24 protein-coding genes are annotated in these 23,822 nt (G+C 71.8%); 13 read left to right on the top strand and 11 right to left on the bottom strand.

The window, feature by feature from the left end; all coding sequences use genetic code 11:
* Positions 1-13: 13 nt before the first annotated feature.
* The 3 genes from N864_RS02875 to N864_RS25920 form a co-directional block, all read right to left on the bottom strand.
* Positions 14-691 carry an alpha/beta fold hydrolase gene (locus N864_RS02875; RefSeq protein WP_034713269.1) on the bottom strand — a complete coding sequence of 226 codons (678 nt, stop codon included), beginning with the start codon at positions 689-691 and terminating at the stop codon, positions 14-16.
* 13 nt (positions 692-704) lie between these two features.
* Complete coding sequence (tdh, locus tag N864_RS02880) at positions 705-1,742, bottom strand: L-threonine 3-dehydrogenase (RefSeq protein ID WP_034713273.1); 1,038 nt, start codon at positions 1,740-1,742, stop codon at positions 705-707.
* 95 nt (positions 1,743-1,837) lie between these two features.
* On the bottom strand, positions 1,838-2,383 hold the full coding sequence (locus N864_RS25920; protein ID WP_240474187.1) for a hypothetical protein: 546 nt from the start codon (positions 2,381-2,383) through the stop codon (positions 1,838-1,840).
* Here N864_RS25920 and N864_RS25925 point away from each other — a divergent pair.
* The 4 genes from N864_RS25925 to N864_RS02900 are packed head-to-tail and all read left to right on the top strand — an operon-like array spanning position 2,325 to position 5,021.
* Positions 2,325-2,753, top strand: a complete 429-nt coding sequence (locus N864_RS25925; protein ID WP_276203089.1) for a CAP domain-containing protein — start codon at positions 2,325-2,327, stop codon at positions 2,751-2,753. The two genes, N864_RS25920 and N864_RS25925, sit on opposite strands and share 59 nt — an antisense overlap.
* A 33-nt stretch (positions 2,754-2,786) precedes the next feature.
* Positions 2,787-3,296 (top strand): Fur family transcriptional regulator, encoded by a 510-nt coding sequence (locus N864_RS02890; protein WP_034713276.1) that lies wholly within the window; start codon positions 2,787-2,789, stop codon positions 3,294-3,296.
* A gap of 34 nt (positions 3,297-3,330) precedes the next feature.
* The gene (locus tag N864_RS02895; RefSeq protein ID WP_034713277.1) at positions 3,331-4,284 is read left to right on the top strand and encodes an ABC transporter ATP-binding protein; all 954 of its coding nucleotides are present in this window, start codon (positions 3,331-3,333) and stop codon (positions 4,282-4,284) included.
* Positions 4,281-5,021, top strand: coding sequence for an ABC transporter permease (locus tag N864_RS02900; RefSeq protein ID WP_051518112.1), 741 nt, complete (start codon positions 4,281-4,283; stop codon positions 5,019-5,021). Before N864_RS02895 ends, N864_RS02900 begins: the two co-directional genes overlap by 4 nt.
* A gap of 12 nt (positions 5,022-5,033) precedes the next feature.
* On the opposite strand, the gene N864_RS02905 is transcribed toward N864_RS02900, so the two are convergent.
* The gene (locus N864_RS02905) at positions 5,034-5,939 is read right to left on the bottom strand and encodes an aminoglycoside phosphotransferase family protein (RefSeq protein WP_034713280.1); all 906 of its coding nucleotides are present in this window, start codon (positions 5,937-5,939) and stop codon (positions 5,034-5,036) included.
* A 112-nt stretch (positions 5,940-6,051) separates the two neighbouring features.
* On the opposite strand from N864_RS02905, the gene N864_RS02910 reads away from it, so the two are divergent.
* From N864_RS02910 to N864_RS02925, 4 genes are all read left to right on the top strand, one after another.
* A complete protein-coding gene (locus tag N864_RS02910; RefSeq protein ID WP_034713281.1) occupies positions 6,052-7,371 on the top strand; it encodes an MFS transporter in 1,320 nt (439 codons plus the stop codon).
* A complete protein-coding gene (locus tag N864_RS02915; protein ID WP_034713285.1) occupies positions 7,368-8,816 on the top strand; it encodes a pyridoxal phosphate-dependent decarboxylase family protein in 1,449 nt (482 codons plus the stop codon). The genes N864_RS02910 and N864_RS02915 overlap by 4 nt, the downstream gene beginning before the upstream one ends.
* A 149-nt stretch (positions 8,817-8,965) precedes the next feature.
* Complete coding sequence (locus tag N864_RS02920) at positions 8,966-9,952, top strand: ABC transporter ATP-binding protein (RefSeq protein ID WP_081793317.1); 987 nt, start codon at positions 8,966-8,968, stop codon at positions 9,950-9,952.
* Positions 9,949-11,598 carry an ABC transporter permease gene (locus tag N864_RS02925; RefSeq protein WP_034713287.1) on the top strand — a complete coding sequence of 550 codons (1,650 nt, stop codon included), beginning with the start codon at positions 9,949-9,951 and terminating at the stop codon, positions 11,596-11,598. Before N864_RS02920 ends, N864_RS02925 begins: the two co-directional genes overlap by 4 nt.
* Positions 11,599-11,684: 86 nt before the next feature.
* Here N864_RS02925 and N864_RS02930 read toward each other — a convergent pair whose 3' ends face one another.
* The 3 genes from N864_RS02930 to N864_RS02940 all read right to left on the bottom strand — a co-directional run bounded on the left by N864_RS02930 (position 11,685) and on the right by N864_RS02940 (position 16,864).
* Entirely contained in the window at positions 11,685-12,305 is a 621-nt protein-coding gene (locus N864_RS02930; RefSeq protein ID WP_034713289.1) for a superoxide dismutase, read from the bottom strand.
* A gap of 144 nt (positions 12,306-12,449) precedes the next feature.
* A complete protein-coding gene (locus N864_RS02935; protein ID WP_051518113.1) occupies positions 12,450-15,791 on the bottom strand; it encodes a DEAD/DEAH box helicase in 3,342 nt (1,113 codons plus the stop codon).
* A gap of 104 nt (positions 15,792-15,895) precedes the next feature.
* Positions 15,896-16,864, bottom strand: a complete 969-nt coding sequence (locus N864_RS02940; RefSeq protein ID WP_034713292.1) for an NADPH:quinone oxidoreductase family protein — start codon at positions 16,862-16,864, stop codon at positions 15,896-15,898.
* Positions 16,865-16,958: 94 nt separating this feature from the next.
* Here N864_RS02940 and N864_RS02945 point away from each other — a divergent pair, with 94 nt between their 5' ends.
* Both N864_RS02945 and N864_RS02955 read left to right on the top strand, forming a co-directional pair.
* Positions 16,959-18,227 (top strand): DUF4921 family protein, encoded by a 1,269-nt coding sequence (locus N864_RS02945; RefSeq protein WP_034713294.1) that lies wholly within the window; start codon positions 16,959-16,961, stop codon positions 18,225-18,227.
* A gap of 456 nt (positions 18,228-18,683) precedes the next feature.
* The gene (locus N864_RS02955; RefSeq protein ID WP_051518114.1) at positions 18,684-19,196 is read left to right on the top strand and encodes an NUDIX domain-containing protein; all 513 of its coding nucleotides are present in this window, start codon (positions 18,684-18,686) and stop codon (positions 19,194-19,196) included.
* A 21-nt stretch (positions 19,197-19,217) separates the two neighbouring features.
* Here N864_RS02955 and N864_RS02960 read toward each other — a convergent pair whose 3' ends face one another.
* Positions 19,218-19,889 carry a Type 1 glutamine amidotransferase-like domain-containing protein gene (locus N864_RS02960; RefSeq protein ID WP_034713297.1) on the bottom strand — a complete coding sequence of 224 codons (672 nt, stop codon included), beginning with the start codon at positions 19,887-19,889 and terminating at the stop codon, positions 19,218-19,220.
* Between the two features lie 128 nt (positions 19,890-20,017).
* On the opposite strand from N864_RS02960, the gene N864_RS02965 reads away from it, so the two are divergent.
* Both N864_RS02965 and N864_RS02970 read left to right on the top strand, forming a co-directional pair.
* On the top strand, positions 20,018-20,611 hold the full coding sequence (locus N864_RS02965) for a GNAT family N-acetyltransferase (protein ID WP_034713298.1): 594 nt from the start codon (positions 20,018-20,020) through the stop codon (positions 20,609-20,611).
* Between the two features lie 53 nt (positions 20,612-20,664).
* Positions 20,665-21,204, top strand: coding sequence for an ASCH domain-containing protein (locus N864_RS02970; protein ID WP_051518115.1), 540 nt, complete (start codon positions 20,665-20,667; stop codon positions 21,202-21,204).
* 34 nt (positions 21,205-21,238) lie between these two features.
* Here N864_RS02970 and N864_RS02975 read toward each other — a convergent pair whose 3' ends face one another.
* Positions 21,239-21,853 (bottom strand): TetR/AcrR family transcriptional regulator, encoded by a 615-nt coding sequence (locus N864_RS02975; RefSeq protein ID WP_051518116.1) that lies wholly within the window; start codon positions 21,851-21,853, stop codon positions 21,239-21,241.
* Between the two features lie 90 nt (positions 21,854-21,943).
* On the opposite strand from N864_RS02975, the gene N864_RS02980 reads away from it, so the two are divergent.
* The gene (locus tag N864_RS02980) at positions 21,944-22,387 is read left to right on the top strand and encodes an anthrone oxygenase family protein (RefSeq protein WP_034713300.1); all 444 of its coding nucleotides are present in this window, start codon (positions 21,944-21,946) and stop codon (positions 22,385-22,387) included.
* 11 nt (positions 22,388-22,398) lie between these two features.
* On the opposite strand, the gene N864_RS02985 is transcribed toward N864_RS02980, so the two are convergent.
* Positions 22,399-23,022 carry a class I SAM-dependent methyltransferase gene (locus tag N864_RS02985; RefSeq protein WP_034713302.1) on the bottom strand — a complete coding sequence of 208 codons (624 nt, stop codon included), beginning with the start codon at positions 23,020-23,022 and terminating at the stop codon, positions 22,399-22,401.
* A gap of 124 nt (positions 23,023-23,146) precedes the next feature.
* Complete coding sequence (locus tag N864_RS02990) at positions 23,147-23,752, bottom strand: dihydrofolate reductase family protein (RefSeq protein WP_034713304.1); 606 nt, start codon at positions 23,750-23,752, stop codon at positions 23,147-23,149.
* Between the last annotated feature and the right edge of the window lie 70 nt (positions 23,753-23,822).

The raw sequence follows: 23,822 nt of genomic DNA on the forward strand, positions 1-23,822 counted from the left end.
CCGGAGTTCGCGCTCACTCGACGGGGAGGGGGGCGTCGAGGAAGGTGTGGGCTAGGGCGGCCAGCTCCTGGGGCGACGAGTCGTTGAGCATCGAGCCGCCGCCCGCGATCGTCTCGAACCGGGCGTTCGGCAGCCCCCGTGCCAGGACCTCGGCGGACGCCCGCCCGAGCCGGTCCCCGGAACCGGCCACGACGAGGGCGGGCGCCTGGACCTGCGCCAGGCGGCTCGTCTCGTCGAGGGTCCGCAGGGCGTCGAAGACCGCGAGCATCCGCGGCCGGGAGACACCGGCATCGACGAGCTTGCGCTCCGGGACGATCCGGAGGGCAAGCTTCTGCATCCGTAGCTGCGCCTTCGTCGGCCGCACGAGCGCCCCGGCGAGGACCAGCCGGCCCACGAGCTCGGGACGCTCGACGGCGAGCCGCAGGGCGACGTTGCCGCCGACCGAGACTCCGAGCAGGTCCACCTGCCTCATCCCTTGCAGCTCAAGCTGGTTCGCGACGTCGAGTGCCGCGGCGTCGAGGTCGAACCCGACCGCGTCGCTCGGCTTCAGCCCCCGCATCCACGGCGCGTGCATCGCCCGGCCGACGCCGAAGGCGCTGACGAACTCCTGCCACGCGATGGGCGACTGGCCGATGCCGTGGAGCAGGACGAGCGGGCGGGGTCGTGCCTGCGGGTCGGGGGTGAGCGGCATACGCGAATTCCCTTCAGCTCCAGTCAAGGAGCACCTTGCCGCACTGTCCGGACCGGGCCGTCGCGAACGCCTTCTCCCACTCCTCCGCCGGGAAGCGGTGGGTGATCACCTGGGCGACGGCGTCGCGGAACACCTCGGACGTCGCGATCATCTGCGACATCGCGTACCACGTGTCGTACATCTCCCGGCCGTAGATGCCCTTGAGCGTGATCATGTGGGTGATGACCTTGCCCCAGTCCAACTCGTAGGCCTGGTGGGGCAGCCCGAGCAGCGCGATGCGGCCACCGTGGTTCATGTTCGCGATGAGGTCGGTGACGGCCGGCGCGGCGCCGGACATCTCGAGCCCGATGTCGAAGCCCTCCTTCATGCCGAGCTGGCGCTGGGCGTCGGCGAGGGACTCACGCGTCACGTTGATGGTCAGGTCGGCGCCGGCGTGGCGCGCGAGGTCGAGCCGGTAGTCGCTCGCGTCGGACACGACGACATAGCGCGCCCCGGCGTGCCGGGCGATGGCGGCCGCCATGACGCCGATCGGCCCGGCGCCGGTGATGACGACGTCCTCGCCGACCATCGGCCACTGCAGGGCGGTGTGGGTCGCGTTGCCGAGCGGGTCGAACACGGCGCCGAGGTCGGGGTCGAGCTGGGGCGGTTGCACCCAGACGTTGCTCGCCGGGATCACGACGTAGTCGGCGAACGCCCCGTCCCGGTTGACCCCGATGCCCTGCGTCCGGATGCAGAGGTGGCGTCGTCCGGCGCGGCAGTTGCGGCACGTCCCGCACACGATGTGGCCCTCGCCGGAGGCGCGGTCGCCGACGGCGACGCTCGTCACGTCGGCGCCGATCTCCACGACCTCCCCATAGAACTCGTGGCCGATGACGAGCGGCGCGCGGACCGTCGAGGCAGCCCACGCGTCCCATTCCTGCAGGTGCAGGTCGGTGCCGCAGAGGCCGGCGCGAAGGACGCGGATCTTGACGTCGGTCGGCCCGCAGGTGGGCTCGGGGCGTTCGACGAGCTCGAGCCCCGGTCCCGACGTCAGCTTGGTGAGTGCACGCACGCGGGCCAGTCTGCCGTATGCCGCTCAGCCGGGTGAGCGGCGACGCCCCCTCCCGGACGTTCTTCGCATCACGGGTACAAACCGGCATTTCGTCGCTACTCTGGCGCCGACCGACGAGGGGAGGACCCCATGCCCGGACGGACGTCCACGACGCCGCACGGTTCCGGCCGCCGCCGCACGGCGGTGCTGCCTCTTCTCGCCACCGCGGCGGTCGGGCTCACGGCGGCCTGCGGAGCGCTCGACCCAGCCACCCCCGCGGCCGCGCTCACTGCCGCGGCTCCGGCAGCGGCACCCGCGTCGAGCAGCACGGCCCCGCCGGCCACGGTGGCCGGGGCATCTTCGGCCCCTCCGAGCGCCAGCCGACCGACAACCGCCCCGAAGCCACGGCCGGCACCGACGACCTCGAAGCCGCGCCCCGCAGCGCGCGCCACCGCGCCGACGCTGCGGGCCGACCGGCCCGCCCCGACCCGCACGGCCAAGCAGACCCCGAGTGCGACGCCGACACCGGCGCCCAAGCCGACCTCGAAGCCCACCACGAAGCCCACTGCGAAGTCGACGCCGAAACCGTCGCCCAAACCAACCGTGCAGCCGTCACCGACGAGTCCGCCCCCGCCGGCCCCCGCCGGGAGCACGTCGTCCACGGCACGGGTCGTCCAGCTCGTCAACGCCGCCCGCGCAAAGGCGGGCTGCCGTCCGGTGAGCGTCAACAGCGCCCTGACCGGGGCAGCCCAGGCGCACAGCGCCGACATGGCGCGCAACAACTACTTCTCGCACACCAGCCTCGACGGGCGCACAGCCATGCAGCGCATGCGGGCGGCCGGCTTCACGGGCAGCCTGATGGGCGAGAACATCGCCGCCGGCCAGACCACCGCCGACTCGGTCATGTCGGCGTGGATGAAGAGCTCTGGTCACCGCGCCAACATCCTCAACTGCGGCTACCGGTTCATCGGCGTCGGCCACGCGACGGGCGGCTCCTACGGGCACTACTGGACGCAGGACTTCGGCGGCTGACGTCTCGGCGCCCGGCCGTGGCAGCATCGACCCGTGGACCCTGCCCCTGCCAGTCCCAGGCTCACCGCGGCGCTCGCCCTGCTGCGCACGCGCGGCGAGCGCGTGACGCCCGCTCGGCGCGCGGTCCTGCAGGTCGTCGACGCGGCCGACGGCGCCGAGGAGCACCTCACGGCCGAGCAGATCGGCGCCCGCGTGGCCGCCCTCGAGCCGACGGTGCACCGGGCGACGGTCTACCGGACCCTCACCTCGCTGACGGACGCCGGTGTCCTGTCGCACGTGCACCTCGGGGGCACCGCGACGGTCTACCATCTGACCGCGACCGAGCCGGAGCGGGCGGGGACGAGCGAGGCGGAGGTCGGGACAGCGGCATACGGACACGTCCACTCGGGGCACGCCCACGTGCAGTGCGTCGAGTGCGGCCGGGTGCTCGACGTGCCGCCGGAGGCTCTCGAGGGCGTCGCCGCCCGTCTGCTCGACGACCTCGGCTTCACCCTGGACACCTCGCACGCCGCCCTGCTCGGCAGGTGCTCGGACTGTACCTAGCCAATCCACAGCCGAGGCGGAGCATGCTGGAGGCGTGATCTCGGTGGAGGGCCTCACGCGGCGCTTCGGGGAGACCGTCGCGGTCGACGGGCTCACGGTGGAGATCGGTGATGGCGAGGTCTTCGGTCTGCTCGGCCCGAACGGGGCCGGCAAGACGACGACGATCCGGATGCTCGCCGGGCTGATCGGCGTCACGAGCGGCCGCGCCACCGTCTGCGGTGTCGACGTGACGGACCGGTCGGCCGGACCGCGCCTGCGCGGCCTCGTCGGCGTGCTGCCGGAGGAGGTGGGTCTCTACGGCGACCTGTCCGCCGCCCAGACACTCGACTTCTTCGGCCGGCTGCAGCACCTGCGCCCGGGGGTGCGGGCGGAGCGGATCGACGAGCTGCTGAACCGCCTCGATCTCTGGGACCGCCGGGACACACCAGCGGCCAGCCTGTCCAAGGGGCTCAAGCAGCGGCTCGCCCTCGCCCGGGCGCTCGTGCACGACCCACCCGTCGTCCTGCTCGACGAGCCGACGGCGAATCTGGACCCCGAGGTGGCCCGCACGGTGCGCGAGTTCCTCGTCGACCTGCGCACCCGCGGCCACACCGTCGTCATCAACACGCACCGCCTCGAGGAGGCCGAGCGGATCTGCGACCGGGTCGGCATCCTGCGCACCCGACTGCTGCGCGTCGGCGCCCCCACGGACCTGCGGGCCTCGATGACCGGGGGACGGGTCACGATCGGGCTCGAGCAGGTCACCGATCCGGTGCTCGAGGCGGCGCAGAGGCTCTGCAGCGGGGCCACCGGCAACGGACGCGGGCACCTGCCCCACGGCGCCGCCCTCGTCAGCGGGGACCGGTCGATCACGGCCACCCTCCCCGTCGGGACGGCGGTCGCCGACCTCGTCACGGCGGTCGTCCTGGCGGGCGGGCGGGTGACCACGGTGTCCCAGGGCGAGAGCCTCGAGGACGTCTACCTGCAGATCGTCGAGGAGCGGTCGTGAACGGCACCGACATCCTCACCATCGCCCGCAAGGACGCGCGGACCGCCCTGCGTCGTCGCGGCGTGCGCCTCTCGCTCGTGCTCTTCCCGGTCATCGCGGCGGTCGGGCTCTCGCTCGTCGTGCGCTATGCCGGCACGCGCAGCGGCACGACGATTCCGCCGGAGATCCTCTCCCGGCTGCTGGTCTCGTTCCTCTTCTTCTTCGTCATCGGGTCTTCGTCACTGCCCACCGCGATCGCCGCCTACTCGTTCGTCGGCGAGAAGGTCGAGCGCAGCCTCGAGCCGCTGCTGGCGACCCCCGTCACGGACCTCGACGTCCTCCTCGGCAAGGCGCTCGCCGCGTTCGTCCCGCCCGTCGTCGCGACGTGGTTCGGTGCCGGCCTGTTCATCGTCATCACCGACCGAGAGGTCAGCCGCTCGGGCGGCACGACGCACCTGCCCGACGCGACCGCCTGGTTGATCCTGGGCCTGGCCATCCCCCTGTCGGCGCTGCTCAGCGTGCTGGTCAGTGTCCTCGTGTCGGTCCGCGCGACCGACACGAGGTCGGCGCAGCAGGCGGCCGGGCTGCTGGCGCTGCCCTTCGCCGCGGTCTATGTCATGTCCGAGATCCAGGTCATCTCGCTCGACCCGGCCGGGATGCTGACCTTGGCCGGGGTGCTCGCGGCCATCGACGTGGTGCTGTTCGTCCTGGCCCGGGCCGCGTTCGACCGGGAGGAGATCCTCACTCGGTGGCGTTGATGAGCGCCCGGTTCACTCGGTGGCGCTGAGGAGCGCCTCGATCCCCCGCCGCGCCACGCTGACCATCGTCGGGTTCGTCCGCTGGTAGTAGGGCAGGGCGATGACCGACTGCGAGACGACGGCGCCCCTCGCCCGGGCCCACGCCCCCTCGTCGACGCGGTCCTCGAGGAGCCGCCGGTAGCGGGCCCGCGCGGCCGAGTCGAGCACGAACCAGGCCGGTGTGAGGTCCCACGCCGGGTCACCCGTCGCGGCGCCCCCGAAGTCGAGCACGCCGACGACCCGGCCGTCGCGGACGAGCAGGTTGGGCGGGATGAGGTCGGTGTGCACCCAGCGCGGCGGCCCGGACCAACGAGGTGCCGCCAGTGCCTCCTCCCAGATGCGGCCGAGAGCCCGCACCTCCTCTGGCTCGAGCAGGTCCGTGCACTGCCGGATCGCCGCGCGGAACGACTCGTCGCGATAGGACAGGTGCTGCCCGCGGTGGAACCCCTCGGACTCGGGCGACGGCACGTCGGCCGGGTCGACGGACCAGAGGTCGGTGCAGAACCGGGCGAGGGTGTCGGCCGCCTCGTCGAGCGACGTGATGGTCGCGGACATCGCGTCCGCCCCGTCGAGCCACCGGACGACGGCCCACGGGAAGGGGTAGTCCTCGGTCGCGACGCCGGTCGCGCGCACCTCGGGCACCTCGAGGTGGATCAGGGGCCGCAGCTTCGGCAGCCACCGGATCTCCTTGACGAGGCCGCTCACCGCGTCCTCGTGGAGCGGCAGCCGGAGCGCGAGGTCGTCGCCGAGGCGGAACACCGCGTTCTCCGTGCCGCCCGAGGGGAAGCGCTCGATCGGGAGGTCTGCGAGATCGGGGAACTGGCTTCGCACCAGGGCGCGAGCCGTGCGTTCGTCGACGGCCACCTCGTGCTCATGCATGCGCCCCACGTCCTGACTGTGACGCCAACCCGCCCGCCTATCAACCACCGCCCCGGCGCGGCGCCCCGCCGTCTTCGCCACCGCGCGACGGGTGGCCCACTACTGTGCGGTCATGGGTGAGGTGCCGACGCCGCTGCCCGCCTCGGTGCGCCGCGGCTACGGCCTGGGATCGGTGGCGACGGGTGCCTTCGGGACCGTCCCCGGCCTGCTCCTGCTGCCCTATCTCACCGACCACCTCGGCGTCGCGGCCGGGCTCGCCGGCGTCATCGTCTTCGCCCCCAAGGCGTGGGACGTGCTGCTCAACCCGGTCGCCGGCCGCATCTCGGACCGCAGCGAGCACCGGGACGGCAGCCGCCGCCCGTTCCTGATCCGCGCCGGCCTGCTCCTCGCTGCCGCCTTCGCGCTGCTCTTCCTCGGCCCCGTCGCACCGATGTGGCTCGGCGCGGCCTGGGTCGCCGTGGCCTACCTCGGGTGCGCCACGGCGTACGCGTTCTTCCAGGTGCCGTATGTCGCACTCCCGGCCGAGCTCACCGACGACTACGACGAGCGGACCCGGCTCATGACATGGCGGGTCGCGGTGCTCGCGCTCGCCATCCTCGTGAGCGGCGGGGCGTCCCCCGCGATCCGGGACGCGCTGGGCCGCGAGTGGGGCTACCGCGCCGTCGGCTTCTTCGTCGCGGCCCTCATCGCCTTCGGCGCCTGGGCGGCCTGGCACGGGACGAGGGACGCCCCGATCCGCCGGCCGCACCGCTCGGCGGTCGCCTTCGCCAGCCAGGTGCGCATCATCGCCACCGACCGGCCGTTCCGGCTGCTCCTGACCACCTTCGTCCTGCAGGCGCTCGCGACGGGCGCGATGCTCGCCGGCGTCGACTACCTCTCGACGTGGGTCATCGGCACGAAGCTGTCCGCGACGATCCTCTTCGTGTGCTTCGTCGCCCCCGCCCTCGTCGTCACGCCGCTCTGGCAGCGCTACGGCGTGCGCCGCGACAAGCGACGTGGCTACCTGCTCGCCTCGGTCCTGCTCGGGGTCGGCGCGCTCTCGGTCGTCGTCGCCCGTAGCGTGCCGGTCGGGGTGGTCTATGCCGCCGTCGCGGTCGTCGGGGTGGGCTACGCCGGCGCACAGCTGTTCCCGCTCGCGATGCTGCCGGACGTCGCCAGCCGCAGCGCCGACGCGCAGACGCGCGTCGGTCTCTACACCGGCATCTGGACGGCCGGGGAGACGCTCGGGCTGGCTCTCGGGCCCGCCCTGTATGCCGCTGTGCTCGCTCTCGGGGGCTATGTGTCCTCCCGCGCCGGCTCGGTTGTCGTGCAAGGAGACTCGGCGCTGACCGCGATCGTGGTCGGGTTCTCCGTCGTCCCAGCGGCCCTCGTCGGGCTCTCGCTCGTGTCGCTGGTCCGCTACTCCCTCACCAGAGAGGTGCCGCTCCGATGAGCTCGACGAGCGCCGATGAGATCCTCACCAGGCTGACCGCCATGCGGGCCCACGACGTGCCGACGCACGGTGGCCGCACGCTCGCCTACGTCTACGACTCCGGGCTGGCGGAGGCGGACGCGCTCGGCCGGGAGGTCCTCGCCCTCTGTGGCTCCACGAACGGCCTCGACCCGACCGCGTTCCCGTCGCTGCTGACGATGGAGCAGGAGCTCGTCGCGACCGCGGGCCGGCTCCTCGATGCCCCGAGCGGCTTCGCCGGGGTGGCGACGTCGGGCGGCACGGAGTCGGTGCTCCTGGCCGTCCTCGCGGCCCGCGACGCCCGGCCGGACGTCGCCGCTCCCCGGATGGTCCTGCCGACGACGGCCCACGCTGCGTTCCACAAGGCCGCTCACTACTTCCGCGTCGAGCCGGTCCTCGTCGACGTCGACCCGGAGACGAAGCGTGCCGATCCCGTCGCGATGGCCGCCGCGATCGACGACTCGACGGTGCTCGTCGTCGCCTCGGCACCCTCCTATGCCCACGGCGTCATCGACCCGGTCACGGCCATTGCGGCCGCCGCCCGGGACGCCGGAGTCCGCTGCCATGTCGACGCGTGCATCGGCGGGTGGGTGCTGCCCTTCCTGCGGGAGGACGAGCCGGACCAGGAGCCGTGGACCTTCGCAGTCGACGGTGTCACGAGCATCTCGGTCGACCTGCACAAGTACGGCTACACCCCGAAGGGCATCTCGCTGCTGCTGCACCGTTCCGCCGACCTGCGGCGCAGCCATTTCTTCGCGTCGGCCGGGTGGCCCGGCTACACGATGCTCAACACGACGATGCAGTCGACGAAGTCGGGAGGGCCGCTCGCGGCGGCCTGGGCGGTCGTGCGGCACATCGGGATGGACGGCTACCGGGCACTCGCCCGCCGGGCGCGGCAGGCCACCATCGCGGTCGCGGCCGCGGTCAGCGACATACCGGCACTGGCGCTCGCGGCTCGACCCGACGCGACGCTGCTCGCGATCACGACGGACGAGACGTGCGACGTGTTCACCATCGCCGACGAGCTGCTGGCGCGTGGGTGGTATGCCCAGCCCCAGCTCGCGTATGGCGACCTCCCGGCCACCTTGCACCTCAGCATCAGCGCCGCGACAGCGCCCTCCGTGCCGGCCCTCGTCGCCGACCTGCAGGCCGCGACCGACGCGGCGGCCCTGTCCGGCCCGGTCGCACCGTCGGAGGATCTCGTCGCCGCCGCGAGCTCCGTCGACCCGGCCCACCTCGACGACGCCACCGTCGCAGGGCTGCTCGCCGTCGCGGGGATGACCGGCTCGGGCGGGAGCCTCGCCCTGCCGGAGCGGATGGCGCCGCTCAACGCCCTCCTCGACGCACTGCCGGCCGAGCTGCGCGAGGCGCTGCTCCTCGCCGTTCTCGACCGGCTGACGCGTCCGCGACCGATCGGTGCGCACTGATCGTCCCGGTGCCCCTCCCGCGCAAGGAGACGAGCCTCACTCCTGCTGCCGGGCCAAAGGTCCCGCCCCTGCCGCAGGGGCTTCCGTTGACTTGACGTGAGGCGCTGTCGCGTCCGGCGGCGGCCCACCACCCGACAGGGGCGAGCGACATGGCAGCGATCGAGGTCACGGGACTACGGAAGGTCTACGGAGGGGTGGCTGCGGTCGACGGTCTCGACCTCGTCATCGAGAGGGGCGAGGTCGTTGCGCTGCTCGGCCCCAACGGGGCGGGCAAGACGACGACCGTGGAGATCCTGGAGGGGTACCGGCGCCGGGATGCCGGCACGGTCTCGGTGCTCGGCCACGATCCGGAGACGGGTGGCGGAGAGTTCCGGGCGCGCATCGGCGTGGTCCTCCAGGAGGCCGGTTTCGAGGAGAACTTCACCCCACGCGAGCTGCTCCGCCTCCAAGCAGGCTGGTATCCGCACCCGCGGCCGGTCGCCGAGGTGATCGCGCTGACGGGGCTCGAGGAGAAGGCCGATGCCCGTGTCAGCACCCTGTCCGGCGGCCAGCGGCGCCGGCTCGACCTGGCCCTGGGCATCATCGGCGACCCCGAGCTGCTCTTCCTCGACGAGCCGACGACCGGCTTCGACCCTTCGGCTCGGCGCCGCGCGTGGGAGCTCGTCGGCTCGCTGCGTGACCTCGGGGCGACGATCCTGCTGACCACGCACTACCTCGACGAGGCCGAGCACCTGGCCGACCGGGTCGTCATCATCGACCACGGACGAGTCCTCGCGCAGGGCACGCCGGACGAGCTGGGTGCCGTGGCGGGGGTGGCGACCGTCATCTCGTTCCGTATCCCCGAAGGGCTGGCTGAGGACGCCCTGCCGGCGATCGGTCGTGAGCGGCGGCTGGCGGGGAGCGTCGTCGAGGTGCGCAGCGCCACGCCGACGGCGGACGTCGCCGTGCTCGCGACCTGGGCCGTCGAGAACGGGTACGAGCTCGATGGCCTCACTCTGGCCCGGCCGAGCCTGGAGGACGTGTATCTCGACCTGGTCGGCGAAGCGGACCACGTCGACCACACCGATGCGGCTGCCGACGAAGCCAGCACCGCGGCAGCGACGGGGACGAGCCGGAAGCCGGAGGTCGTGCGATGACCGTGCTGCTGCGACAGATTCGTCATGAGCTCGTCGCGATCTCCCGGACACCGATCACCCTGGTGCTCTGCCTGGGGCTCCCGGTCGGGTTCTTCGTGCTCCTCTCGGCCCTCGTCGGCAACGAGGTCCTCGACGAGGCGCAGGGGCTGCGCCTCGTTCAGTTCTTCGCCCCTGGGAGTGCGACGTTCGGGATCGCCATGGCGACGTTCTCGTTCCTCGCGATCGCCTTCGCGGAGGCCCGGTCAACCGGCGTCCTCAAGCGGCAGGCCGGCTCCCCGGTCCCCGGCTGGGTGCTCGTCGGAGGGCGTCTCGGGGCGTCCCTGGTGCTCGGGCTCGTCTCGACCGTGCTCATCCTCGGGTCTGGCGTTGCCTTTTACGGCCTCGTCATTCCGAGCCGGTCGATTGCCGCGGTCCTGGTGACCCTGGTCGTCAGCTCGCTGGCCTTCAGCGCCCTCGGGCTCGCCCTCGCCATGCTGCTGCCGAACGTCCAGACCACGGTGGCCGTCACCAACGGCGTCGTCGTCCCACTCTCCTTCATCTCCGACGTGTTCATGGTCGGCGGCGCGATGCCGGGTTGGCTGGCGGGCTTCGGCTGGCTCTTCCCGCTCAAGCACATTGCGAGCCTGCTCCGTGACGCCCTCAATCCCTATCTCACGGGCAGCGGGTTCCAGCTCGACCATCTTGCGGTCATCGTGGCGTGGGGTGTGGTCGGCGCGGTCGCCTCGGTCGTGCTGGTTCGCCGCCAGCGCGAAGGTGCCGCAGCGCGCCAGTCCTCGACGAGGGCACACGCCACCGCCGGTGACGCGGTTCCGCGGCGGACGGGGGCGCCCGCGTGGCTGGCGCTCGTGCTGAGCGAGGTCCGCCACACGCAGACGTCGCTCTGGCGCGACTGGTCAGCCGTCTTCTTCGCCATCGCCTTCCCCGTCGTCCTCGTCGCGGTCATCCCGTCCGTCAACGGGGGCGGCGACCAGCTGCTCGCCAACGGCCAGCCACTCGGCACGTTCTACGCCGCCACGATGGCGGTCTACGGTGCCGCCGTGACGGCATACGGCAACATGCCGCAAACGCTGGCTGAGGACCGGGAGCGGGGCGTGCTCAAGCGGGTGCGTGCGACACCGCTGCCCGAGTCGGCCCTCATCGTCGGTCGGATCGTCGGCGCCCTGGTCATCGTCCTCATCACCGCCCTGATGGTCGTCGCCGTGGCTGCGGCGCTCTATCGTCCTGCGCTGCCTCGTGGTCTGGCGGCCGCGGTCGTCACGCTCGTCGTGGCAACGGTGTGCTTCGCGGTGCTCGGCATCGCGGTCACGACCTTCGTCAGGTCGGCCCAGGCGGTCATCGGGGTCACGCTCGGGACGTTGCTCCCGCTCGCCTTCATCTCGGACATCTTCGTCGTCGGTGCGACGCTGCCGTCCGCCCTGGACCTGCTCTCCTGGATCTTCCCGCTCAGGCACGCGTCCAGCGCACTGACGCAGGCGGTGGCTCCCGATCTCGTCGGGTCAGGGCTGGCCTGGGGACACCTGGGGGCGCTCCTTGCCTGGACGGCCGTCGGTGCAGTCGTCGTCGCGCTCCGCTTCCGCTGGGAGGCCGTGGACTCCAGTCGGCACACGGCACGAGCCACTCGAGTCGAGCCTGTTGCCGCCCGCTGACGGTCACCGGTCATCCCGGCCCACCTGCAACGGAGGGCGCCCATCCGACGATCGGATGCGCGCCCTCCGGCGGTGTTCGACGTGGCTCAGGCCGGGACGATGAGCCCGGCCGTGCTGCGTGCGCGCTCGAGGCGAGCGGCGACGTCCTGCCAGTTGACGACGTTCCACCAGGCCTTGACGTAGTCGGCCTTGACGTTCTCGTACTGCAGGTAGAAGGCGTGCTCCCACATGTCGAGCTGAAGGACCGGGACCTGCCCGACGGGCACGTTCCCCTGCTGGTCGAACAGCTGCAGGATGTTGAGCCGCTGGCCGAGGGTGTCCCAGGCGAGGATGGACCAGCCGGAGCCCTGGATCGCGTTGGCGTTGGCGTTGAACTGCGACTGGAACTTCTCGAAGCCGCCGAAGAACTCGTCGATCGCGGCCTTGACCTCACCCTCGGGCTGGCCGCCGCCGTCCGGGCTCATGTTCTGCCAGAAGACGGAGTGGTTGATGTGCCCGCCGAGGTGGAAGGCGAGGTTCTTCTCGACGCCGTTGAGGGCGGCGAAGTCTCCGGACTCGCGCAGCTCCTCGAGCTTGGCGACGGCAGCGTTCGCGCCGTCGACGTAGGCCTTGTGGTGCTTGTCGTGGTGCAGCTCCATGATCCGCGCGCTGATGTGCGGCTCGAGGGCTGCGTAGTCGTAGGGAAGATCGGGCAGGGTGTAGACCACGTGTCGTTCCTTTCGTGCAGACAAGTCGGTTCCGACCACTCTATGCCGTGCATGTCGGGACCCGACAGGAGCCCTACCCAGCACGGCGCCCTCCATCCACCGCTCCCGGCGGAGGGCGGTCGCGCGGGCCGCGGCGGCGGCCCGTCAGCCCAGGTCGAGCAGCGCCTTGATGTCGTCGGGACTGATCGCGCCGGCGAGCGCGCCCCCCTCGTCGACGACCCGCTGGAACAGGTCGCGCTTGCGCTCCTGGAGTGCGACGACCTTCTCCTCGATGGTGTCGGCGGAGACGAGGCGATAGACGGTGACCGGCCTGCTCTGGCCGATCCGGTGGGCACGGTCGATCGCCTGCGCCTCGGCGGCCGGGTTCCACCAGGGGTCGAGGACGAAGACGTAGTCGGCCTCGGTCAGGGTCAGCCCGAACCCGCCCGCCTTGAGGCTGATGAGGAAGGCCGCCGACCGGCCGTCGCGGAAGCCGCGGATCACCTGCTGGCGGTTCGGCGTCGTGCCGTCGAGATAGCAGGTGCGCAGCCCGGCCGCCGCGAGCGCCGCCTCGGCCCGACGCAGGAAGCCGGTGAACTGCGAGAAGACGAGCGCCCGGTGGCCCTCCTGGTCGAGCTCACGCAGCCGCTCGACGAGCAGCTCGAGCTTGGCCGCCATCGCGCGCCCGTCGTGCTCCGGCTCGACGAGCGCGGGGTCGAGGGCGAGCTGCCGCAGCCGGGTCAGCGCGGCGAGGATGGCGACGCGGTTGGCCTCGGGGTCGGCGAGCAGCCCGAGGACGCGCTGCCGCTCCCGGGCGAGGTGCCGGTCGTAGACGTGCCGGTGGACCGGAGCGAGCTCGACCGGCACGACCTGCACCTGCTTGGGCGGCAGGTCGAGAGCGACCTGCTCCTTGGTGCGGCGCAGCATGAGCGGGCGGATGCGGCGCCGGAGCCGGTCGAGCAGCTCGGGACGCTCGCCCGACTCGATCGGGCGACGGTAGAGCTTGGTGAACACGTCGGGCCGCGGGTAGAGACCGGGCGCGGTCAGGGACAGCAGCGACCAGAGGTCCATGAGGGAGTTCTCGAGCGGGGTGCCGGTGACGGCCAGCGTGAACGGAGCACCGAGGCGACGGGCCGCGACGTGGGTCTTGGCCTGCCGGTTCTTGACGAACTGCGCCTCGTCGAGCACGACCCCGCGCCACGTGACCTCCTCGAACGCCTCGGCATCGAGCCGGAGGATGGCGTAGGAGGTGACGACGACGGCCGCGCCGGCGATCGCGTCGGCGAGCGCCGTGCCGCGCTTGCCGCTCGTCTGGGTCAGCGCCACGACGGGGACGTCCGGCGCGAAGGTCTCGAACTCGCCGAGCCACGTCCCGACGACGCTCGTCGGGGCGACGACGAGGACCGGTCCGTGCTCCCCCGCCGCGACCTCACCGCGCTCGTGCGCCCGGGTGAGCGCGGCGATGACCTGCATCGTCTTGCCGAGGCCCATGTCGTCGGCGAGGATGCCGCCGAGCCCGGCGTCCCAGAGGGTCGTGAGCCAGTGGTAGCCCTCGAGCTGGTAGGGGCGCAGCGTCGCCTTGAGCCCGACGGGCAGGGCCGGCGGCTCGGAGTCGGCGATGGCCCGCAGGGCGTCGACGCTCGCCGTCCAGCGGGCGCTCTGCTCGTCGACGACGCCGAGCTGGACGAGCTCCTCCCAGTAGTCAGCGTGGTGCCGGCTGAGCCGCAGCTCGTCGCTGCCCGGGTCGGACATCTCCTGCGCCTCGGCGATGAGGTCGCGCAGCCCAAGCAGCTCGGGCTGGTCGAGGCGGAACCAGGTGCCCGACTCGAGCAGCATGATCTCGTGGCCCTCGGCGATGCCCGCGAAGATGTCGCGCACGGGCACCGACTCGCCGGCGACCTCGATCGAGACCTGCAGGTCGAACCAGTCGCGGTCACCGGTGTCCTCGGTGGACAGGTGGATGACGGGCGGCTCGACCGCCTCGTCGTAGGCCGCGAGCTCACCCTCGACGACGAGCGTCACGTGCTCGTCCGCCTCGAGGCCGGGCAGCAGCTCGTCCCCGAAGGTCGCGGCCGCCAGGCCCCGCAGCTCGACGGAGGGCCGGAGGAGGGGCACGCCGTCATCGCCCCATCGCACGGCACCCGGGACCGCGTGCACCGAGCTGGCCGCCGCGAGGGCCGCCTGCTCCGCCTCGCGGTCGCGCTCGCCGGCCCCGGAGAACCGGGCCGTGGCGAAGGCGCGACGCCGGCCGTCGTAGGCCATGCCGAGCTCGATCCGCACCTCGCCCGGCACGTCGGCGCGCACCTGCACGTGGACGGTCACGGCCGCCGGCGCCACCTCGGCCGCCTCGACGGGCAGCGGCACGGTGGAGCGGACCCGCACCCGGTCGCGCAGCCCCGGTATCGCGGTCGTGAGGAACCGGGACCGCTCCTCGGCGGGCACCCGGATGCCGAGCAGGGCCTGCTCGAGCGCATCCGGCGCGAGGCCGAGCGAGGCCTCGACCGGACGCAGCACGAGCCCGTCGACGCCGTCGAGGACGACGCCGTGCACGGGCTCCCCGATGAAGATCCGGTCGGCCTCACCGAGCCCCGGCAGGTCATCGACGCTGACCCGCACGACGAGGTCGCCCGTCTCGTCCTCGCGGGTCACGTCGAGGACCGGCCGGAGCGGCTCCTCGACGAGCGACACTGGCCCGGTCACCCCCTCACCCGCGAGGAGCTCGATGCCGGCGTCACGCGCCTCGACGAGCAGCGGCCACACCTCGGCACTCGCCCCGAGCAGCAGCGGCGCGGCCGCCGTGACATACCCGGCGCCGCCGGAGCCCGAGCGCAGCACCTCGTGCAGCCGGGCCATGATCCGCTCGTGCTCGGGGAGGTAGCGCGTGCCGCCCGCCCACCGCGGCAGGGCGTCATGCCAGGTCAGGCTCTGGTGCCAGCGCCGTGTGCGGGTCCACCGGCTAGGCCGCAGGCCGTAGGCGGCCTCGGGCAGGTCGCGCCACTGCGAGCGCCCACGGTAGGCGAGGTCGACGAACAGGCCCGCCGGCATGAGGTCGCCCTGCGGCTCGGGCCGGGCGACCGGCTCGCGCCTCCGCGGCTCGGCCGGACGCAGGTGCCCGAACACCTCGGACCAGTGCGCCCCGGACAGGCCGTCGGCGGGCGCCACCGGCCCGGCGTCCACGACGATGCCGCGCGCCACGTCCCGCGCCGTGATGAGCAGGGCCACCGCGTGCTTGCAGTCGAACCCGACCGGGCAGCTGCAGTGGCCGAACCACGTGGTGCGCCGCCCGACAGTCTTGCTGTCGATGATCGTCTGGTAGGTCTGCGCCCCGCTGCCCTCGATGGTGCCGAGGATCATCGTGCCCTCGGGACGGGTCGCGAGCGAGCGGATCCGCTGCTGCGCGGCATACGCCTCCCCCCGCGCGAACGTGCGGGAGCCGACCTGCTGGCTGATCTCGGCGTCGGACAGATCGGCCACCCAGGTCGCCGCGCGCCCGACGTTCCAGGTCATGGAGTGAGCGTAGGCGGACTCACCGACAGCACCACACGCTCGTCCACAGGTGCGTCGCGAGGGCCAGTGAGCGGCATACGGCCAGAAGGGGTATGCCGCTCAGCTCAGCGGACGGTCAGCGTGACCTTCCCGGTCGCGCGGCGGTCGTCGAGCTCCCGCAGCGCCGCTGCCACGTCGGCGAGCGGGTAGGCCGAGCCGAGCGGGGGGTCGAGCCGGCCGTCCGCGAGGAGCGGCAGCAGTTCGTCCCACTGCCGCCGCACGTAGCCGGGCTCGCGGTTCCAGAACGCGCCCCAGGCGACGCCCACGACGCTCGTGTTGCCGAGGAGGAGCCGGTTGACCTTGACGGTGGGGATCTCCCCGGCGGTGAAGCCGATGACGAGGAGCCGGCCCTCGACGGCGAGGCTGCGGAGGCTGTCGGTGAACCGGTCGCCCCCGACCGGGTCGACGACGACGTCGACGCCGCGCCCCCCGGTCAGCTCCTTGACGCGGCCCAGGAAGCCGTCGGCGAGCACCGCCTCGTCGGCGCCGGCGGCCCGCGCCACCGCGCACTTGTCGTCGGTCGACGCGACGGCGATGACGCGCGCGCCGAGGGCCCTGGCGTACTGGATCGCGGCCGTGCCGATGCCGCCCGCCGCCCCGTGGACGAGCACCGTCTCGCCGGCCTCGAGCCGCCCGCGGCGGGTCAGCGCGAAGTGGACGGTGAGGTAGTTCATCGGCACCGCGGCGGCGGCCCGGAAGGACACCGAGTCGGGGATCGGGAAGACGAACTCGCTCGGCACGGAGACGGTCTCGGCGAAAGCGCCGAAGATCGGGAAAGCGGCGACGCGGTCACCCGTCGCGAACTCGCTGCCCTCCGGCGCCTCCCGGACAATGCCCGCACACTCGGCGCCGGGGACGAAGGGCAGGTCCGGCTTCATCTGGTAGAGGCCCTTGCTCAGCAGTACGTCCGGGAACGACACCCCCGCCTCGTGGACCTCGACGAGGACCTCGCCCTCGCCGCGCACCGGCTCCGGGACGTCCCCGACGGCGACAGCCGACGGTCCGTCGAGACTCGTGATCCGGGCGGCGTGCATGGCGGCTCCTCAGCTGCGGGGGCGGTGGCTGCCTCGACCCTAGCGACGGCGGTGCGCCACCGCCGCGTGACGTCCGCCACCTAGGGTGGAGGGGATGACCGAGCCGCTCGAGCGCCTTCCCGACGGGACCGTCAAGCAGGTGAACCCGTTCACCGGCACGAAGGTGTGGACGCTGCCCGATCGTGGCGCCCGACCGCTCGCCCGGCAGGCCCGCGTCCCGCTCCCCCTCGACCCGGCCGACCACGACCGGTACTGCGCCTTCTGCTGGGGCCGGATGCTCGAGACGCCGCCGGAGATCGCCCGCGTCGTCCGCGCCGGCGCGGGCTGGCGCGAGGTCCGCGGCCTGCTCGCGGAGGACCTGCACTCGAGCGTTCCGGAGTTCCGGCTCATCCCGAACCTCTTCGAGATCCTGTCCTACGACTACTGGCACCTCAGCCACGGCTGGCACGCGACGGCGGATGCGGACGCCCGGCGGACGGCATACCTCTCGACGCCGCTGGGGCGCGACCAGGTGAGCGCGCTGGTCCGCACCAAGCTGCGCGCGCGTGGCGTGCCTGGGGCCACCCTCGCGGCACGCACCTTCGAGGAGGACGTCCGCGACAGCGCAGAGTTCTTCGCGAGCAACCACGACGTCGTCGTCGCGCGGCGCCACTACGTCGACGGCGCCACGACCGACACCGAGCTGGCCGGCTCGGGCACGCTGTCACCCGAGGAGCACTGGCAGTATGTGGCTTTCGCCATTGAGACCGCGCGACGGCTCTACGCGGACAACCCCTTCGCCTGCTACGTCTCGATCTTCCAGAACTGGCTCTCCCCGGCCGGCGCCTCGTTCGACCATCTCCACAAGCAGCTCGTCGCCATCGACGAGCTGAGCGTCCAGACCGAGCGCGAGGCGGCCCGGGTCCGCGCGGAGCCGGACCTCTACGCACGATGGGGCGAGACGTATGCCGCCCAGCAGGGTCTCGTCGTCGCGTCGACTCCCAGCGCGGTCGCCTTCGCCGGGGTGGGCCACCAGTACCCGTCGCTCGAGGTCCACTCGCGCGATCCTCGGAGCCTGCCGTGGGAGCTCGGCGACGAGCAGGTGCGGGACTTCTCCGACCTGCTTCACGCGTGCCACGCGGCGACGGGGGTCGACGTGCCGACGAACGAGGAGTGGCACCACCGGCCCCCGACCCTGGACCTGCCCATGCCGTTGCGGGCCGTCATCAAGTGGCGGATCTCGACGCTGGCCGGGTTCGAGGGCGGCACGAAGATCTACGTCAACACGATCGACCCGTGGGCCGTCCGCGACCGGGTGGTCGGCCGGCTCAAGGAGCTGGCCGGCGACGGCGCACTGTCACCGTCGGTCTCCGTCCCCGGGTAGGCGTGACCAGCGATGCTCCGGATGGGGGCGCTGCGCTGTGCTCGGCCTTCCTCGTCGTTGGCGGCCGTCTCGATCCAGTCGACCGCCTCGTCGGTGAGCTGGGTCTCCCCCTCCGTTGAGGCGCCGGTCCACCATCGAGGGTCCGGCTCACCGCCAGCGACGCGCAGGATCTCGCCGACCATGTCGTCGGGGAGAGGCTCCCCGTTGTGCGCGATCAGCCACGCGCGGCTGGACGGGCTGAGCTGCGGCCAGATCTCCGGGAAGTCCATGAGCTAAGGCTCCTCGCACTCGGTCGTCCGGACAACGCTCGGGTCATCTGCCGATCCCGGGATGGCACTGGGGATGATGCCCTGGCGGCGGCAGCACAGCCGCGTGGTGTGGACCGGCCGCGGGACTGCCACCGCTGGGATGCGGTGTTGGGTCGATGGCAGCCCTGGTGCGTGCCATGATTCCGCGATGGGCGACGCTGCCGAGAACATCGCAAACCCACCGGGGATCCGTCTGGGGGCAGCACCGACGATCCGGGTGGCGAACAAGGCCATCATCGTGCGAGACGAGCACCTGCTGGTGACCGTCAACTCTGGTGACTTCCCGACGTTCTACCTGTGCCCGGGCGGCGGGCAGGACCATGGCGAAGACGCCTACGCGGGCCTGCGCCGGGAGTGCCGCGAAGAGATCGGCTGCGAGGTGCTGGTGGGAGAGCTGGCCTTCGTGCGGGACTACATCGCCGCGGATCATGAGTTCGCCGACCAGGACGCCTGGGCGCACCAGCGAGAGGCGTACTTCTTCTGCGACCTGGCGCCGGGTGCGGAGCCGCGGATGACAGATGCCGGGGACCTCTGGCAGACCGGTATCGCCTGGCTGCCCGTGGACGGCTTGCACGACCAGCCGCTGTGGCCCAGGGCACTGGCCCGGTGGCTGGCGACCGCGGAGGCCGACCGGCCCCGCTACCTGGGCAACGTCAACTGACCCATCTCACGTCCACGTCGGCTACGCGGGGAAGTGCTCCCAGTGCCCCTCGGACACGACCTCGACGACCCCGTCGACGACCTTGATGGCCGTGGCGTCGTCCATCGCGTAAGCCTGGCCCGTTAGGCCCGCTGCCCACTGCTCCGCCTCCGCCAGGGAGTTGCCCGGCATGCCGTCGGGGGCCAGGTGAGGGCAGATCGAGAAGTCGACGAGGCCAAGAGTGCTGTCATCCCCGCTCGGCGGCCGCCACTGGATGAAGTCGTCCCCGACCTCGGGCGTCATCACCATGCTGCCGGCGCTCAGCCCCACCCACACCGTCTCGCTCAGCGAGGGCAGCAGGTCGGCCAGCCCGCTCTCTCGCATCCAGTGGCACAGGTAGAGCACGTCACCGCCCGCGACGAGCAGCACATCGGCCTCGCGCACCAGCGGCACCCAGCGCTCCTCCTCGAGGCTGGGCAGCGCCGTGAGCTCGAGCACGCCGACGGACTTCCAGCCGAGGTCGACCATGGGGTTCTCGGAGGTCCCGCTGATGAACTGCCACGCCTTGGCGCCGGGGCCGACCCACGGGTGCCCATACATCGCCGTCGGGATGCACAGGGCAGTCGACTCGGCGATCGGCTTGCCCAGCAGGTCGACCAACGCGTCGCGGATGCTCTGGTTGGTGACGCCGCCAGAGGTGAGGAGAAGCTTCACTGCTTGCCTCCAGATGTCGGGGCCGATCCAGGGGGAGCCGGGCTGGGTCGACAAACTGCGGGGAACGCTCACCGTGCGTTCACACCGTACACATCCGGCGACGCACCGCGCCCCGCTAGCCTGATCGGGTGCCCGAGTTCAGCTGGCGACCGGCCAACGACGCGACGAGCGCGGACGTCGAGGTGGTGTTCGACGCGGGTGGCGCCCGCAGGTGCCGCTGCCAGGCGCTCAAGGTCCCGGGCTGGATCTGGCGCGACACCACTCAGGACGACCGCGATGCCGCACATCTGCAGCAGGTCGGCTGCGGCACCAGCGGGCCCACCTCCGGCTTGATCGGCTACGTCGACGGAGAGCCGGCTGGCTGGGTCGCCGTCGAGCCGCGAGAGAACTACCCGAGGATCTGGGCCCGACAGAAGTCGTGGATGCGGATGGACCCCGACCTCGAGGGCGTCTGGTCGGTCACCTGCTTCGTCGTGCGCAAGGGCTTCCGCCGGCAGGGGCTGATGTACGAGCTCGCGGCCGCCACCGTCGAGTACGGCAGGCAGGTCGGAGCTCGCATCCTCGAGGGCTACCCCACTGAGCCACCGCCCGGCAAGACGGTGATCTGGGACGAGGCGTCGGTCGGGCTGCTCCAGGTCTTCCTCGACGCGGGCTACGAGGTCGAGGCGTCACCCACCCTGCGCCGGCGCGTCGTGCGGCACCGGCTTGGCGTGTCGTCCTGACGGGCCCGGCGCAAAGCGTCCTGAACGGATATTGGTGCGGCTACCCTCGGGCCATGGATGCAGCCGCCCCCGGCACCGATGCCTCGTCGATGGTCGACTCCTTCTGGCAGGTCGCCAGGATGCGAGCCAAGCTCAATCCGACCGGGGTCTACACCGGCGAACGGCCGTTGGCATCCCTGCGACCGCCCGCATGGGGCTTCGGGGCCACACCCGAGCAGGCCGACGACCTTCTCGCGCTCGTGTTGTCAGGCACGAAGACCGCGACGTCCGGCGCCTTGTGGGACTACGAAGCGGAGGGCGAGGAGCTGCCGACGCCGGGAGGGCTCGACATTGTCACCGACGGGCGCGGCGTGCCGCATGCACTCCTCGTCACGACCCACGTCGACATCGTGCCCTTCGACGAGGTGAGTGCCGAACATGCCTACCTCGAGGGTGAGGGCGACCGGTCGCTGGCGACCTGGCGAGACGTGCACGAACGGTTCTTCACGGAGCACGCGGTGCACCATCGCGGGTTCAGCCGCGACATGCCGGTCGTGCTGCAGCGCTTCGCCGTCCTCTACAGCGAAACCTCGGCCGGCTTGGGGAGCGAGTGACGACACAGCCGGCGGGCGTATGCCGCTGACGTCCCTATGCTGTCGTGGTCGTCTCGGGCGCGGCACTGACCTGGGATCCGGCAAGCCGGTCGACCAGTAGGGCCAGCCTCCACTCAGCATCCTTCGGCGGCAGCCGTCCCGCCCCGGTCAGCGTCGCCAGGCCATGCAGGGCCGCCCAGAAGACCTCGGTGAACAGCCCGGGATGGACGCCGTCCCCGGCGACGTCACCCAGACTGTCGAGCAGGGCGTTGAAAGCGTCCTTGAGCGGCTTCGGGGTGTCCTCGGACGCAAACGCCAAACCGCCGTCCAGCTGGAACATCGCGTCGTAGACAGCCGGGTTGCGCGCGGCGAAGTCGAGGTAGGCGCGAGCGAGCGCGATGACCCGCTCCCGTGGGCCGCCCACGGTCGACCCGGCGGCCCTGAGCGCTGCGGCCATCTCGGCGGCACCCTCGAGGGCGACCGCGCCGATGATCTCGCGCTTGCCGCGGAAATGGCTGTAGAGGACGGGCTGGCTGTATTCGATGCGTTCGGCGAGCAGTCGAGTCGTGACGGCGTCCCAGCCCTGCTGCTCGGCGAGGTCGCGGGCCGTCGCCACGATGAGGCGCTCCCGTTGCGCCCGCTCGCGCTGCTTGCGGTCCTCTAGCGACATACGGAAAGCCTAGCACCGCTAGACAATCCAGCAGCAGCAACGCTAGCGTTGCGATATCACCTAGCGTCACTAGATTGAGGAAGTTCCTCCATGCTGCACTCGCTCGAGATCGCCACCACCGTCGTCGTCGGCCTCATGGTGGGGGTGGAGTTCTCCGTCGCCTTCGTCCTCAACCCGATTCTCAGCGCCCTGCCCGGGGACAGTGCCGTGCGCGGCCGGGCCCACGGCGGCCGGATGCTCGGGGCCGTGATGCCGTTCTGGTACATCGGCTCGCTCATCCTCTGCGCGCTCTGGGCGGTCAGCGCCTGGCATGACCAGGGCGCCGGCCTGGTCGTCATCGCCGGCGCGCTGCTGATCGTCAGCGTGATCATGTCGGTCGCACTGCTCGTCCCGATCAACAACCGGGGCAAGACCTGGACCCCCGAGAACCTACCCGCGGACTGGCAGGAGCAGATGAACCGCTGGGACCGCTTGCACTACGTCCGCGTCGCGATCATCGTCGCCGCATTCGCCCTGCTGGCCGCCGCGGGCTGAGTCACCAGGGCTCACCCACCCTTGGTCGCCGTGCACAGGAACACGCCGAACTCGCGGTCGTCCTTGAGAATCGTCGTGGCGTCACGGAAGCGCACGTCCGTGAACCCGGCGTGTGCCAACTGCTCGGCAAGACGTTGCCTGTCGAAGCCGTGATGGCCGTCAAAGTCGACCTTGTCGGCGTGGAAGGCGCCCTCGCGGTCCTCGTCGAGGTCCGCGATGGCCAGTCGACCACCGTTGACGAGGAGGCCCGCGACGGCCCGCAGCAGCGCATCCAGATCCTGAACGTGATGGAAGGCCATGGAGCTCCACACCACGTCGTAGACGCCTTCGAGCGGGTCTGTCGTGAGGTCAGCCTGGACAGCGCGCAGCCGGTCGCTCAGCCCGGCCGCCTCGATCCGCTCCCGCGCCACCCGCACCATTCCGGCGGAGGGGTCGGTCACGACAACGGAACCGACCCGGCCGGAGAGCAGGATGCTCAGCCGGCCCGTGCCGGCACCGATGTCGAGTGCTGTCATCCCGGGAGTGAGGTCAACGTCCTGCTCGATGGCCCGGGCCACCGCCACCTGCCGCTCCTCATGGCCGGCGTCGTCGTCCCAGGTCGCCGCTGCGTCATCGAAGCGCTCGTGTTCGTGCATGTGCTCGACCCTAGCCCCGGCGCTGCCGGCCGTTCCGTGATCAGGGCGGGTCAAGGGGAAACGGTGCAGGTGTGCGTCACCAGCCGGCGAAGTGACGCCGGTTCGGCGGGAGCCCGCGCCGGATTCAGGTGGTGCGGCGATAGCGGATGTGGGTGGTCAACGGCGAGTGGAGCACTTCGACGGGCTCGAAGCCGAAGGTCTCGACCCCGTCGAAGATGCGCTCGCCCGAGCCGAGCAGGACGGGGGCGATGTCGAGGGTCAGCTCGTCGATGACACCGGCGGTCAATGCCTGGCGCACGGTCAGGGCCCCACCGGCGATGTCCACACCGCTCCCACCGGCTGCCTCAGACGCGGCGGAGTAGGCAGCGTCGAAGCCCGTGGTGATGAAGTGAAATGTCGTCCCCCCGTCCATCTGGATCGGGTCATGAGGGTGATGCGTCAGCACGAAGACCGGTGCGTGGTACGGCGGTTCCGCACCCCACCAGCCTCTCCACTCCTCGTCCCAGTCCCCCCGGATCGGACCGAACATGTTCCGACCCATCACATACGCGCCTCGCGGCCGCATGAGCCACTCATTCGCGATCTTGTCGGCCTCATTGGCGCGCGGGTCGCCGAGATGCCAGGCGTGCAGCTCCTGGCCCCGCTTCCCCAGCGGGTCCTCCGCGCTTTGGTCCGGTCCTGCGACGAAGCCGTCCAGCGAGATGGACATGTGGCAGGTGGTCTCCGACATCGCGAACCTCCGTCAAGGTGCGCCTCGCCGGGCGCTCGTGCCGGGAAGTCTAGTGACCCTGTCCGGAGCA

This window comes from Intrasporangium chromatireducens Q5-1, assembly GCF_000576575.1.
Taxonomy (GTDB): domain Bacteria; phylum Actinomycetota; class Actinomycetes; order Actinomycetales; family Dermatophilaceae; genus Intrasporangium_A; species Intrasporangium_A chromatireducens.

Bases quoted from the DNA above. Each gene is read 5' to 3' on its own strand.
- N864_RS02875 (WP_034713269.1), bottom strand. From the start codon at position 691: ATGCCGCTCACCCCCGACCCGCAGGCACGACCCCGCCCGCTCGTCCTG.
- N864_RS02905 (WP_034713280.1), bottom strand. From the start codon at position 5,939: ATGCATGAGCACGAGGTGGCCGTCGACGAACGCACGGCTCGCGCCCTG.
- N864_RS02910 (WP_034713281.1), top strand. From the start codon at position 6,052: ATGGGTGAGGTGCCGACGCCGCTGCCCGCCTCGGTGCGCCGCGGCTAC.
- N864_RS02915 (WP_034713285.1), top strand. From the start codon at position 7,368: ATGAGCTCGACGAGCGCCGATGAGATCCTCACCAGGCTGACCGCCATG.
- N864_RS02920 (WP_081793317.1), top strand. From the start codon at position 8,966: ATGGCAGCGATCGAGGTCACGGGACTACGGAAGGTCTACGGAGGGGTG.
- N864_RS02925 (WP_034713287.1), top strand. From the start codon at position 9,949: ATGACCGTGCTGCTGCGACAGATTCGTCATGAGCTCGTCGCGATCTCC.
- N864_RS02935 (WP_051518113.1), bottom strand. From the start codon at position 15,791: ATGACCTGGAACGTCGGGCGCGCGGCGACCTGGGTGGCCGATCTGTCC.
- N864_RS02940 (WP_034713292.1), bottom strand. From the start codon at position 16,864: ATGCACGCCGCCCGGATCACGAGTCTCGACGGACCGTCGGCTGTCGCC.
- N864_RS02945 (WP_034713294.1), top strand. From the start codon at position 16,959: ATGACCGAGCCGCTCGAGCGCCTTCCCGACGGGACCGTCAAGCAGGTG.
- N864_RS02955 (WP_051518114.1), top strand. From the start codon at position 18,684: ATGGGCGACGCTGCCGAGAACATCGCAAACCCACCGGGGATCCGTCTG.
- N864_RS02970 (WP_051518115.1), top strand. From the start codon at position 20,665: ATGGATGCAGCCGCCCCCGGCACCGATGCCTCGTCGATGGTCGACTCC.
- N864_RS02975 (WP_051518116.1), bottom strand. From the start codon at position 21,853: ATGTCGCTAGAGGACCGCAAGCAGCGCGAGCGGGCGCAACGGGAGCGC.
- N864_RS02980 (WP_034713300.1), top strand. From the start codon at position 21,944: ATGCTGCACTCGCTCGAGATCGCCACCACCGTCGTCGTCGGCCTCATG.
- N864_RS02985 (WP_034713302.1), bottom strand. From the start codon at position 23,022: ATGCACGAACACGAGCGCTTCGATGACGCAGCGGCGACCTGGGACGAC.
- N864_RS02990 (WP_034713304.1), bottom strand. From the start codon at position 23,752: ATGTCGGAGACCACCTGCCACATGTCCATCTCGCTGGACGGCTTCGTC.